General features: G+C 43.1%; 11 protein-coding genes. 8 read left to right on the plus strand and 3 right to left on the minus strand.

Features of this window, described 5'->3' with window-relative positions:
• The first annotated feature begins 30 nt into the window (after window positions 1-30).
• A complete protein-coding gene (locus AC59IL_RS01900) occupies window positions 31-1908 on the plus strand; it encodes a RagB/SusD family nutrient uptake outer membrane protein (protein ID WP_496550375.1) in 1878 nt (625 codons plus the stop codon).
• Between the two features lie 147 nt (window positions 1909-2055).
• Here AC59IL_RS01900 and AC59IL_RS01905 read toward each other — a convergent pair whose 3' ends face one another.
• The 3 genes from AC59IL_RS01905 to AC59IL_RS01915 form a co-directional block, all read right to left on the minus strand.
• Window positions 2056-2595, minus strand: a complete 540-nt coding sequence (locus AC59IL_RS01905; RefSeq protein ID WP_496550376.1) for an anthrone oxygenase family protein — start codon at window positions 2593-2595, stop codon at window positions 2056-2058.
• 21 nt (window positions 2596-2616) lie between these two features.
• Window positions 2617-3606: a hypothetical protein gene (locus tag AC59IL_RS01910; RefSeq protein ID WP_496550377.1), complete on the minus strand. Its 990-nt coding sequence runs from the start codon at window positions 3604-3606 to the stop codon at window positions 2617-2619.
• A gap of 196 nt (window positions 3607-3802) precedes the next feature.
• The gene (locus tag AC59IL_RS01915) at window positions 3803-4621 is read right to left on the minus strand and encodes a DUF6597 domain-containing transcriptional factor (RefSeq protein ID WP_496550378.1); all 819 of its coding nucleotides are present in this window, start codon (window positions 4619-4621) and stop codon (window positions 3803-3805) included.
• Window positions 4622-4997: 376 nt separating this feature from the next.
• Here AC59IL_RS01915 and AC59IL_RS01920 point away from each other — a divergent pair, with 376 nt between their 5' ends.
• The 7 genes from AC59IL_RS01920 (at window position 4998) to AC59IL_RS01950 (ending at window position 13673) form a co-directional block, all read left to right on the plus strand.
• Window positions 4998-6947 carry a transglutaminase-like domain-containing protein gene (locus AC59IL_RS01920; RefSeq protein ID WP_496550379.1) on the plus strand — a complete coding sequence of 650 codons (1950 nt, stop codon included), beginning with the start codon at window positions 4998-5000 and terminating at the stop codon, window positions 6945-6947.
• Window positions 6948-6959: 12 nt separating this feature from the next.
• Window positions 6960-9185 carry a DUF3858 domain-containing protein gene (locus tag AC59IL_RS01925; protein ID WP_496550380.1) on the plus strand — a complete coding sequence of 742 codons (2226 nt, stop codon included), beginning with the start codon at window positions 6960-6962 and terminating at the stop codon, window positions 9183-9185.
• A 28-nt stretch (window positions 9186-9213) separates the two neighbouring features.
• Window positions 9214-9870 carry a hypothetical protein gene (locus AC59IL_RS01930; RefSeq protein WP_496550381.1) on the plus strand — a complete coding sequence of 219 codons (657 nt, stop codon included), beginning with the start codon at window positions 9214-9216 and terminating at the stop codon, window positions 9868-9870.
• A 168-nt stretch (window positions 9871-10038) separates the two neighbouring features.
• A complete protein-coding gene (locus AC59IL_RS01935) occupies window positions 10039-11610 on the plus strand; it encodes an ArnT family glycosyltransferase (RefSeq protein WP_496550382.1) in 1572 nt (523 codons plus the stop codon).
• Window positions 11611-11617: 7 nt separating this feature from the next.
• Window positions 11618-12559: a glycosyltransferase family 2 protein gene (locus AC59IL_RS01940; RefSeq protein ID WP_496550383.1), complete on the plus strand. Its 942-nt coding sequence runs from the start codon at window positions 11618-11620 to the stop codon at window positions 12557-12559.
• The gene (locus AC59IL_RS01945) at window positions 12556-13404 is read left to right on the plus strand and encodes a lysylphosphatidylglycerol synthase transmembrane domain-containing protein (protein WP_496550384.1); all 849 of its coding nucleotides are present in this window, start codon (window positions 12556-12558) and stop codon (window positions 13402-13404) included. Before AC59IL_RS01940 ends, AC59IL_RS01945 begins: the two co-directional genes overlap by 4 nt.
• An 83-nt stretch (window positions 13405-13487) precedes the next feature.
• Complete coding sequence (locus AC59IL_RS01950) at window positions 13488-13673, plus strand: hypothetical protein (RefSeq protein ID WP_496550385.1); 186 nt, start codon at window positions 13488-13490, stop codon at window positions 13671-13673.
• Window positions 13674-13815: the final 142 nt, after the last annotated feature.

Genomic DNA, 13815 nt, shown 5'->3' on the forward strand with positions numbered 1-13815 from the left:
GAACTGGTAACAAAATCAAAAGCCTCTTTTATGAAAAAAACTACCATTTTAATATATACACTGCTAATAGCAGCCAGCTTCTCGTGTAAAAAAGACTTTCTCGACCGCAAACCCGACGATCAGATGACCGAACAACAGGTGTTTACCGATTACGAAAAAGTAAACAAGCTGATCACCGATTTATACAGCGATCTGCACTCCCGCTCAAGAGGCCTGGCATTTTTGCAACACTTTTCGCTAAGTGCCATAACCGATGAATGCCGTGGATCGACTGTTGAAAATGGCCAGTCGCGCGCTTTTAATACCGGTGGCTGGAATGCCTACGACCAGCCGGGCAGCGGTTATAAATGGTCTGATATTTATTCCACCATCAGGGTGGCCAACCAGATACTAACCGGCATACGGGTGTATGATACGCCCGATAACCCGTTAAACCAGGGCGACCTGGCCATACGCATGGGCGAAACTTATTTTATGCGCGCATACTATCATTATCTCGCGGCTCGGTTGTACGGCGAAATTCCTTATATCGATTATCTGATAGATCCCAATGGCGATATGAATATCAAACAGGAAAGCTTTCATGCCATTGTTGAAAAGATCGGTAAAGACTGCGATTCGGCCATTGCCCTGTTGCCGGTAACCCAAACCGATCCGCAGTTTGCACGCGCCGAAAAAGGAACTGCGCTCGCATTAAAAGCCATTGTACGATGGATGGCAGCCACTCCGCTTTATAATGGCGGAACACTGCCCAACGACACCCGCATTGGAAAATCATCCTACGCCGCACGTGACAACAAACGATGGGAAGCTGCACGCGACGCGGCAAAAGCGGTGCTTGACCTGAAATCAGACAACGGTTCACCGCGTTATACGCTTTATGCCGGGTACGGCGCCGCCGATTTTGTACCTGGCAGCAACAATAAAGTGTATACGCGGTTGTACCAGCTGTACTACGATTTCAATGCCTTTAAAACTGAGGCGATATTCATGAACATGAACGACAAATACGAAGCCTGGCAGGGCGATAATTATCCACCTTCCGAAGGCGGCGGCTCACGCCAGCAACCCATACAGGAACAGGTAGATGAATATGAATACATAGGTCCCGACGGTTACGGTTACCCGGTATACGACGCCCGTGCTGTTGCCGACGGGTACGACGATGCCAATCCGTATGAAGGCATCAAACGTGATCCCCGTTTTTACCGGGATGTTATTTACCATGGCTCTACCTTCCGCAATGCGGTAAAGAACACAGCTACCGGGAGCGACAAAATAGCCGCCACCAATTCAACTACCACCGGCTATTTTTTGCGCAAGTTTTACCGCGAAGATTACCGCCCTGGCAATGGCGTTACTTTTCAGATACATTTTCCACTGATACGCCTGCCCGAAATTATGCTCATATACGCCGAAGCATTGAACGAAACAGGTGGTTCGGCCGATGAGATCATTAATATACTCAATACCATTCGCCAGCGGTCGTTTATGGCGCCGGTGCCGCCTGCTATTAAAGGCGATAAAGCAAAGATGAATGAATACATACAACGCGAGCGCCGGGTTGAATTTTTTTATGAAAACAAAAGGTGGTTTACCAGCCGGCTTTACCTTGAGCCCAGCAGCAGCACGGAGCTGGCCAAAGAACAGGCCTGGCAGGGCGCCGGCGCCGATAACGACAGCCGTTCACAACATTATTGGCCTTACCCCCGCTGCCAGCGTATGGTAAATGGTATGAAACCGGTTGAAGATCCCAATGGTAAAATTGTGGTCGGTGGCAAAACATATAGCATGCAGCGCTTTTATGTGGCCACCTGGGTGTTTGTGTCGCCCACGCATTATTTCTTTCCCATTATGCAGGACGAACTGATCAAAGATCCTGTGTTGCAGCAGGCGCCGGGGTGGTGATGAATAGTTGAAAAGTTAATAAGTTGATCCGTTGACAAGATCGCCAACCTGCTAACCAGTCAACTGATCAACTTGTTAACCTGTTAACATGTCAACTTTTCAACTTGTAACCTTGTAAACTTGTTAACCTGTTACCTTGTTAACCCGTTAACTTTTCAACTTATCAACCGGCGCCATACATGCAACCAACACCAGCACCAATGCTATAAAGTTGGCAATTGTACGAATACTATGCAACCTGTTCCACGGCATTTCGAACAGGGTTCGCTGCCGGGTAAGTTCTTCGGCTGATGCTGACTGTATATTGAACGCATCGAGCGCATTGTTCAGCGGAACATTACCGCCTATGGTAACACCAAAAGTGCCAATACCATAAATGAGCGTAGCCGCCAGCAACAAATAAAAACGGGCCGACGATTGATTGTACTGTAAAAAAGTACTGAGCGGCAGTAACAACAGGGTTCCCATAAAGCTCATAAAGAATAAGGGATTCAGTATTTCGCGGTTAATCGATTGCATGGCCAGCAGGTAAGAAGTGTCGGATAATTTTCCCAATCCGGCGTTTACCGAAACTGAATAAGCATAAAACAGTCCGGCAATCAAGGCGGTGGTTGTTGCCGTAGCAAGCAGTATGAGGTTGGCGAATGTCATTTTATTGGAGTTTGTTGGTTTCGAAATGTTTTTCATGTTGGCAGGTTGTGTTGTTGGTTACTTAATATTTTGAATGTACGATTTAATAAGAGCAAGGGCTTCTTCATCAACGATCGTAGTACCGGTGCGGGGCATCCGCCCTTTTGCCATCATATTTACGATCCGGTTCTTTTTACCGGCAATATGTGTATTGGCAAAGGGAATTTCAAACCCAAAACGCAGTGTTGTCCGGGCACAGCTGCCTTTATCGCTATGACAATGCGCACAGTTTACATCGAGGTAAGCCCTTGCTCTTTCTTCAATAGATAGCTCAGCATTTTGCCAGGCCGGCAATTTTGTATACCGTGATGGATCAATGGCATTCATAACACCAGCATTTTGCAGGTAGCTTAACTGGTTGATGGTTCCGTTATTTCTTACCACATCAACATTTAAATTCCTTATTTTAAATCCTATGGGAATAATAGAATTATCTGCATTATGACAGCTTCCACAATCTTTTACAGCCGGAACGCGATACGCTATAGTTCTTTGGTGTGCCTCTTTATCGACCCAGGTTACCGAAGTTTTTGCACCACCTGTTACCAGCTGCGCCTCTGTTTGTTCTTTATTCCAAACATAGGTGCCGGCATCCCATTGTCCGTTGTTCTTAATCAGAAGCCGGGTTTCAATAAGCTGTTTTCCTTTGGTGGTATCTCTTTTATCATTCCAGTAATAGAATGTTTTTACAAACATCGTTCCATCAGGAAAGAAAGGCAGCCCATCGTTTACTGCTGTAAGTTTGTATCCTGCCGGTAATTTGATGAGGCGTTGTTTTTCGGCATAATCGGTAAACAGACCTGTTGCGGGTTCATATTCAAATACCCCGGTTGCCGGAGTTAGCGAAACCAGGTTGCCCATGAATATTTTATAGTCAGTAATTTTAGGCAGCATACCACCATTGATATCTGTTAAACCGGTAGCAAATGCATTGCAACATTGCAGATAAACAGTTCCCACGCCGGCCGTAATTAATAGTATTGTAGTGGGTATAATGCGGGTGCTCATAATTTTAATTTTACATAAAATTATGAGCGCCGTGAGGCGGAAAATAGAACAAAACCGACAGGCTTCGGGCAGAAGGCAGAGGGCAATGGGCAATGGGCAATAGGCAATGGGCAATAGGCAATAGACAAATGCCAAAGCATTAAACATGTGAAAAATCAGAATAACAAAACCAGCAGAGCCGTAAGGGATGAAATGCTCAGGATTTTATCTCGGCAAAATTTTCGGTTACCTCGTTCAGTTGTTTTATGTATTCGATTGGCGACACACCGGCGAACTCTTTAAAGCTGCGTATGAAGTGCGACTGATCGGCATATCCGTTGTCGTAGGCGATATCGGAAAGTTTATCGTAATTATTATTTCTTAACTGCGTTAACGATTCCTGAAAACGGCAGATGCGTGAAAACAATTTCGGCGAAATGCCAACCGATTGCTTAAACCGGCGTTCAAAGCTTCTTTCGGTCATACGCAGTTTTTGATGCAGGTCTTTAAGCGATAGGCTTCCTTTCAACTGCAGTATTTCCGAAACAGCGTATTGTGTTACGGCATCATGCGCTGAGCCTTTTTTTTGAATAGAGGAAACCAGAAATGCCGAAAGCACATTGATCTGTTGTTCTATCGTTGGCGCCTCCCACAATTTTTCGGTCAGGTGGCGCCCCTTTTTGTTTTGTAACAGCAACAGGTCAACACAAGCCCCCGTTAATTCATGGGCATCCATACCAAAAAGCGATTTTAATGCATCGGGGTGAAAACAAATGCCCACGGTACTCAGCTTTCCCTGCGATTGCATTTTTGCCGGCTCCAAAGTTTGACCGTATAAGAAAATTTCCGGTAGTTTTTTGTTATGGTTATCGCAAAATGCCCCTTTATCTGATTGCTGAAACATAATGCCCGGGCAGCCATCGGGCAGCGCGCTAAACGTGGCAGGCGCTTTTTCATTGGAATCATTTTCCAGCACCCATATGTAGCGCACATAAGGTTCTAATATTTCAGGAGGAGAAATCAGTTGATGGCTCATGTCATTACAAATAATTGTTATGCAATATGCCGGTATTCTAAAGATACTGCTTAATGATTTCCTGTATGCATTACCGGTGTTTTTTTGTACAGCAAGTAATCGGAATACGACTTTATTCAGATCCATTTTAACAGGGCAAAAAGAAGGCATGAATTTGTATCCCTGGCCAGCGGCATTTTTCCCAAATATCTACCGCAGTTCACTGACAGGAGGCTATTTGCTAATTTTATTATAAAAAACCATCATATTTAGCAGGTATTTTTCCTCAGTACTTTCACATCGCCTGTTTTTTTTATATCATTGCAATGCCAAAAACCTGTTCAATACAATGAAATTACCCTTCCCAAGTACCGTCGGGCCACAAAGATCTGTAGCTATGAGTTTTCGTTTTGTTCATCTTATCAAATTTGTAGTTTTTACTGCTTCTTTCCTGAGCTGTACACAACTGATCAATGCCCAGCAGATTGCCGCCGATGATGTGGCCGAAGCCGATAAACTGGCCAGAACATACAAAGATGACAATGTGGTTTGCCGCTCATCTTACCACTTTTTCACTTTCGATAAAGGCCTGAATGCCCTGAAAGACAAAGTAGTGGTTGTTCAGGAAGATGCCGAAATGGATTTCCTGTCATTAAAAAAATATTCGGGTTTAACCTACCCCGAGTTTTACAACAAATTCATACATCTTAAAACGTTTAAGAAATCTGTTAAAGTAGGCACCAAATATTTAACATCCGACAGATCAGGGATTGACCGGTCGCTAACAGATGAAAATATCTTTTTCGACGATAGCAGGGTGCAGTTTTATCCTTTGCGTTTTGCCGAAAAAGGAAGCGCTGCCCGCATTACGGTTAAAAAAGAATATACTGATGCCAAATACCTGCCCCGTTTATTCTTTAACATGCAGTATCCGGTAACAGAACAGGTTTTTGAATTTAAAGTACCAGACTGGCTTTCGGTTGACTTCAAAACCTTTCATTTCGAAGGATATAAAATCGAAAGAAAGGAAACCAAAAAAGGCGGCTATACCAACTATGTATTCATAATGAAAGATTTGCCCGCCAACAGGAACGAATTTAAACCCATTGGCCGGGCATATACCGACCCGCATATTGTAATACAGGTGAAATCGTTCGAAAACAAGGGCGAATCGCTGCCGGGTTTCGATAAAACAACTGATGTTTATAACTGGAACAACCGGCTTTACAAAATGAGTAATAACGAGCCGGATAAACTAAAAGCAACCTTAACGAAAATCACAACCGGAGTTACCGGTGACGAGGATAAAATTAAAGCTATTTATTACTGGGTGCAGGATAAGATCCGCTACATAGCTTATGAAGATGGCTACTCAGGTTATATTCCTGCCTCGGCCCAGGAAGTGCTGTTGAACAAATACGGCGACTGTAAAGGAATGGCCAACCTGCTTACTGAATTGCTGAAACTGGCCGGTTACGATGCGCATTTCACCTGGATCGGCACGCGTTCAATTCCCTATCCGCAATCGCTTCCTGCGCTATGCGTAAACAACCATGCTATCACTACGCTCAACTTTAAAGGCAAAGAATATTTTCTGGATGCTACTGAAAAATATGCTCCGTTTGGTGAAAATGCCTATCGTATACAGGGTAAAGAAGCCATGGTGGCAAACGGCGAAAAGTACGAAATAAAAACAGTGCCTCTTACAACGGGTAACGACCATAAAGTATTTACCAAAGCCGATTTTACCTTAAACAACGATGTGCTTAAAGGTAAAATACTGGTTACGCTTACCGGCAATGAACGTAAGGACTTTCACCAGATGTATGGGGAGCTGCCGATCAACGAACGCGAAAAATTCCTGAACAGTTACCTCGAGTTCAATAACGATAATGTGGTGGCTTCGGATGTAAAAACAAGCGACCTCAATAACCGCGATATTCCTGTAACTATTTCGGGCAACATCGATCTGTCGAACTATGTGCAAACCATTTCGGGCGATAAGTATATCAACCTCGATTTCTTTCCCAAAACACTGGAAAGATATATGCCTGATGAAAAAAGAAAGGCAGGTTATGATTTTGACTATGTGCTAAGTTTTGAAGACGAGTTTGCTTTGTCGATACCGGCAGGCAGTAAATTTTCTGATGTGCCGCAAGCGCTTGAACTGAAATACGACGGGTATGAATTCAAAGGCGAATATGTGGTAACAGGAAATAAAATAACCCTCAAAAAACGGCTGGTGCTGAAAAACAGCATGATCAGTAACACAGATTTTGCCAACTGGAAAAAATTCCTTGAAAGTATCAAGGCTTTCAGCAGTTATTTTTTCAGTATAACCAAATAACCCTTTCTTCCAATGAAAACATATAAACCGCGCACAGCGCTTACAATATTTATCACAATCATCGGTGCATGTTTTTCAACCGGCCTTATGGCCCAGAGCTATATCGATGAAGATTTTCTTGACAATATAGAAACGAATGCCCGCTTTATGCTAAGCGAAAAGGCCCCTGCCTTTGACGTAAACAATATACCCGCCAAATGGAATAATGAATCGGCCGTGATAATCGGTTGTTCACGTACCATTTTATTCGACCGCAAAAGCAGCGGCGGCTTTTTTACACGCCGCGAACGCAGCCTGTACTTTTTTGAAAAAACACATTTTAAGATAAAGCTCAACGACAATAACGCCGTAAAAGCCTTCTCGGAAATTTATTTCAGATACGGCTCAAAGGAAGATGGTTTTATTGCCCGCATTACAAAACCCGGCGATACCGCCACTAATATCGATTTGAAGAATGCTGTGGGCGTTGAACGCGGCGCAGACATTCCCGAATATTTTCAGAGCTTTTTCGATCAGGTGGCCAATTCGGGTTATCAGTACTACAAAGTACCGGCAGCCAACCTTGAACCCGGCGATATACTCGAATACGTAACCACTACAAAAAGTAAGCTCGATGTAACCTGGTCGGGTTATATTGAATTTAGCCCCATATACGAGGTATGTAATAAAGAATATCCCATCATGTTCAATGAAATCGACATTGAAACAGATGAGAAATCTTTTTTCAAATCACTTTCGTTGAACGGCGCTCCCACATTCAAAAAAGAAAGCACTACCGAAAAAGACTTTTTCCGTTATGTTTTTATCGATAAAGACCGCGATACCGAAAAGGATGTAAACTTTATCAGTCCGTTTTTGCAGTACCCGCTGGTTAAGTTTCAGGTTATTTACAGCAATAAAGATGAAGTTAAAGGTGCGCTGGTGGGTGCAAAAGGTGAATTGAAAAGCGGGTTTACCAAAGAAGAACTGGCCCGCAAAGCCTGGGAAGATTATGAATTGGAAAGCAATGTGCCATTTTCTGACGGCTATTTTACCGTACAGGCTTTTATCAACCAGTGCTGGGGCGAACTGGTAAAACTGGGCGCCAAAAGCTTATCTGAACAACAATACATCGATCAGGCATATTACCTGGTGCGCAATAAAGTGGTTTTTATGCGCGATTATCTGAGCGATAAAAAGTTTGCCTATATATTCGGTTCGCTGTTATATCAGCGCGATATTAAGTCAGACCTGCTGATCACTATTGGCAACAATATCGGGCAACTGAACCAGGTGCTGTTCGACCAGGAAATCAGGTATATTATTAAAGTAGGAAACAAGTTTTATTTTAACTGTACCGACTATTCAAACCCCGGAGAACTGGAAGAAAGCCTGCTCGACAATGATGCATTCATCATTACCGAACCTGCCAAAAAAACGGGCGCACAGGAAATAAAACCCTTCAAACTGCCGGGCACCGCACCCGCAGATAACATTGCCGAATACACGGTGAATGCCGAGCTGTCGGCCGACCTGAAGACACTGAGCGTAAGCAGAACCTCCTCTTTTAAAGGCATTCAAAAGTCAAAGTCGATTGTCAATGCGCTGAAGTATACGCCCTATATGTTTGACGATTATAAGAATTATGGCGGCACCGATCCGTCGGAGAATATGAAAGCAAAACAGGCCGAAGAGTACAGCAGTTCGATAAAAGCTGTAAAGGATGAATACAAAACCCGGAAACCTGAATATGTAAAACAGGCGTTGCAATCGGAATTTGACCAGCGTGTAGACAATGTAAAATTCACGTTGCTCACCGATGGCCGTACACAAAAGAAAAGCACCCTTTCATATAGGGAAGAATTTGAGCTACCTGATTTTATACGGAAGGCCGGCAAAAAATACCTCGTTAACATTACCGGATTAATCGGTTCGCAGCTGCAGATCAAAAAAGAAGAAAGGAACCGCAAATTCGATATCGATGTACGTTTTCCCAAAACATACAACTGGACCATTCAGTTTAAAATTCCAACCGGTTATACGGCGCAGGGATTACCTGAGCTGGCCCGGAAAATTGAAAATGAAACCGGCTTATTTTCTTTGGCCGCCAAAGAAGAAAACGGTGCAGTTGTAATAAATATTCAAAAGGTGTACAAGGCAAAGAATATAGCCAGCAACAAATGGAATGATATGCTGGCCTTTATTGATGCAGCCTATAACAGCACATTCAAATACATCTTATTAACCCCCAAACAGTAATTAACCCTTCAATTTAACCCGTTCGAACATGAAAAAAATCAGTGTAACCCTGGTAGTTCTTTTTATTGGTATTAATCTATCTGCTCAGTATAAAAAAGCAAGTTTCTTCGGAAAAGAAGGCCGCACCTATGCACTTGGTACCCGTTTTTATGCCATGGGCGATGGCAAAGGAACGCCACGTGGCTATTTTCTGTCATTCGGAAGAGATCAGGATGGTAAAAGATTCTTTTATAACTGGGAACTACAGTACATTCCATCCTATGCATTTTCGTTCGACACAAAAGATGCAAATGACATGCCTGTAACTGTAGGAGGCACAACAAAACCGGCCCTGCTATATGGATATAATTTTAGTTATCACTTGTTGAACAACGAAAGTGAAAAACCAGTTGCACAGCCTTATGTAAACCTGGGATTTAATATCAGATTACTGGGCGGAATTAAAGAAATTTACAATGATGCCTGGGACAATAAAAAAGTAGCGGCTGACCAACACTGGAGCGGCGGCCTTTCGGGCGGTGCAGGATGTTTGGTAAACATTGCTCCCTGGTTCGCTTTGAAATTCGAAGGAGGCTATACTTATCAATTGAATATAGCCGATCATACTGATGCCGAGAATTATTATATGCTTACAAAACATCCATATGTTAGTGCTGGTGTTCGCTTCCGCCTGGTGACGGAATAACAGACATCGTTACAACACATAACCCAATTTATAATAGTCCCGCCGCATGGCGGGATTTTTATTTTTTAACCCGCTGCCACGCTAAACTGAACAAAGTACCAACCCAGGTGTTCTCATATAACAAACCAGGATGCAATAGCCGGAAACCGTTTGATAAATGTATTGACCATGCAATACAATAAAACTTTTTTGTGGATCATTGTTATTGCTGCGTTCTTATTATTTGTACAGCTCGGTACGGTAACCGTGTTTCAGATAGCTGAAGCACGCAACAGCGAAGTGCCGGTTGAAATGCTCAAAACCCATGATTATACCGTTCCTTTTTTTAATGGTGCGTTGCGCACCGATAAACCACCGCTTCATTATTATGCCATACTGCTGGCCTACAGCATAGGTGGTATCGGCGAAACAAGCGCCCGTTTTTTTTCGGCAGTTTGTGGTTTACTGGTAATTGCCGCCACCTGGATGTTCGCCAACCGCTATGCCGGGCAACAGGTAGCCTGGTTCAGCAGCCTTGTATTGCTGGCTTCCGTTCATACTATATTCCAGTTCAGACTGGCAACACCCGACCCGTATTTGATCGCCTGTCATGTACTATCGTTGTTTTGTTTTTGGGAAGCAAACCGGCAACAAAAAAAAGGATATCTGTGGGCCATGTATGTGTTGCTGGGCCTGGCAATACTGGCCAAGGGACCAGTAGGACTTGCGTTACCGGCCATTACCATCTTATTGTATTTATTGCTTGCCAAAGAATGGTCGTTAAAAAAAATATGGCAACTGCAGCCCGTTGCAGGACTGATTATTATAACGGCTGTAGCACTGCCCTGGTTTTACCTGGTGCATGTAAAAACAAACGGCGCATGGACGCAGGACTTTTTTATACAACACAACATAAACAGGTTTAAACAACCTGTAGATGGCCATAAAGGCCCTTTTATAATAACCTGGGTGTTTGTTATCATGGGGTTGTTCCCCTTATCATTTTTTTTAATACGGGCGCTTGTATTTGCCTGGAAACAACGCTTCGCCAACAAATGGCTGTTCTTTAACCTTGTAGCGGCAGCTGTTATAGTACTCGCATATTCTTTATCTGCAACCAAATTGCTCAACTACACCACACCCGCCTATCCTTTTCTGGCACTTGTTACCGGCACCTTTATATTTTATTATATCCGCGGAAAAGCAACTGTCAAAAAATTATGGCCCGAATGGATAGCGCTGTCGATTATTGCCGTTGCGCTGGTACCAGCCATGTATTTGTGGATGCGATCAGAACAGGCATTGCAGCGTATTGCTCCGTTAAGCCTGTTATTACTAACATTTCCCGCTACCATTTTACCGGCTGTTTATTTCTACAAAAAACAGGCAGTATCAAAAGCATTTTCAATAATGGCCGGTGGCGCTATCGTTGCCAACGGAATATTTTTTTCGATATTGTTTCCTGCGTTAGATGCAACAGGTTCGGTGCATCAGCTGAAGCAACTGGTGCAAACAAACAGGCCGGTTATTGGCTATCTAAATTTCAATGAAGCATTTACATTTTATCACGGGCAGCCGGTTCCTGTAATGAATTCTGCCAATGAAGTGGCTGCATTTTTAAAAAACAATCCATCCACGCTGGTACTGGAACGTGCCGGAAAGTCTGCCTTACAGGATAGTTTACCACAACTGATTTTAAAAGCAACCGGTAAAGATCTGTTCAGCCGGCAGTATTCGTTTGTGTATGAATTAAAACAATAACAACCAGATGAAACTTTCTGTTGTCATAGCATTGTATAACGAAGCAGACAATATACCTGCTTTGATTAAGACAACCACAACCGCTCTGCAACAACTCGACTATGAAATAATTCTGGTAGATGACGGATCAACCGATGCATCGGTGGCCATTATAAAAAAACACCTGCAGCCAAATATCAGGTTAATTGTATTAAGAAAGAATTATGGACAGTCGGCCGCCATGGCCGCCGGTATTGATGCCGCAGGCGGCGAATTTATCGCCACTATGGATGCCGATCTGCAGAACGATCCCTCTGACATTCCGGTAATGCTTGAAAAAATAATGGCCGAAGATTGGGAACTGATAGCTGGTATCAGAGCAAAAAGGCAGGACAATCTGTTGCGCACCATACCCAGCCGTATTGCTAATAAGATCATACGCGGCACTACCGGCGTAACACTTCACGATTATGGTTGTACGCTGAAAGTATTCCGGAACGATATCGCCAAAAACCTGGGCTTATATGGCGACATGCACCGGTTTATTCCTGTACTGGCAGCTTTGCAGGGAGCAAAAATGACTGAAATACCGGTAAAACACCATCCCCGCATATATGGTAAATCGAAATATGGAATAGGGCGCACTACAATAGTAGTCAGTGACCTGTTGCTGGTATTATTCATGCAAAAATATTTTCAGCGACCCATGCATATATTCGGACCAGCGGGTTTGCTGTTGTTCTTTCCGGGCCTTATTATCAATGTATATTTGCTGATCATAAAATTAACAGGAGAACAAATTGGCGGGCGCCCCCTGTTATTGCTGGGTGTTATTTTATTGCTGGGCGGGTTGCAGCTGATATTATTTGGCTTTGTGGCCGAAATACTGATGCGTACCTATTATGAATCCCAGCAAAAAAAGGCATACAGAATACGATCGGTTATTGAATATACCAAAACAACGATATGAAAAGATCGTTGCTCATATTTTTAAAGGTTATTATTGCCGGGGTGGCAATATATATTGCTTTCCGTCATGTAAACCGCGATGAATTAAAGCACATACAGTGGAATACAGCTCTTGTGTGGTTGTTGCCTGCATTGATTTTTTTTAATGCTTCACAGTTTTTAAGCGCGTACAGACTGCTGCAATATTATAAGCTGATCGATTCCGGCATTACCTATGCATTAAACCTGCCATTATATTATACAGGTATGTTCTATAATCTTTTTTTACCGGGAGGCGTAGGCGGCGATGTATATAAAGTGATGGTGCTTAAAAAAAGAGGCAACGCCCTGATGCCCGCATCAAAAGCAACTCTTATTGACCGGGCTACGGGATTATTAACGTTGCTGGCCATCATGAGCGGGCTGCTGAACTTTATCATGATTCCATTACCGGCAGCCTGGATCAGGCTTTCTTCATTCGGTATTATACCGGCTTTTTTCCTGTACTGGTTTATTGTGCACAAATATTTCAGGCCCTTTGATACAGCCATTTTTAAAACAGCGCTGCTGTCGGTTATTGTACAGGGCTGTCAGTTAGCCTGCTTTTTTTGCCTGTTGCTGGTTTTACACGCCTCATATGATGACTTTATGCAATATGCCGTATTGTTTTTTGCAGGCTCTGTCATTGCAGCTTTACCTGTTAGTATCGGCGGTATCGGTACCCGGGAATTAACCATGGCTACAGGCGCCCTGTACTTTCATGTTTCCTCAACTATGGCAGTTACTGCCAGTATTCTTTTTTACGCTGTAACTGCCATAAGCGCTATTGCAGGCTATGCAGGCGTAAAGAAACAATTGCTCAAATAAAACATCCACAAAACGGGTAAATTGTGAGAATCATGCCGGGAATAATTTTTGCATTCTCATTAGCTACGAAAAACCAATATAATATGAGTTTTCAAAATCTTTCTGCCGGTGCGTTACGAACTATTGTGATTCATGAAATGAGAAAATTTGCATTAGCGCTTGAATATGGGTCTACATTAAGCGATCTGGAAGAAATACGTGACCAGATCAATACCATGACCGAGGCATTGAAAGTAAAAGAACAGGAAGAAGAAATCATCCTTAAATAATTCTGTAACAGTCTACTCTCCTGCAATTTGCAGGAAATTTCTCCTAAAAGAGCATTTTTGCACTTAGCGGGTTTGGTTATATATTTGCAGCTATTGTCGTAGGGAAAAACATTTTATAAAAACTAAAAAACCCTAATAAGGT

This window comes from Niastella sp. sgz303648 (genome assembly GCF_059587045.1).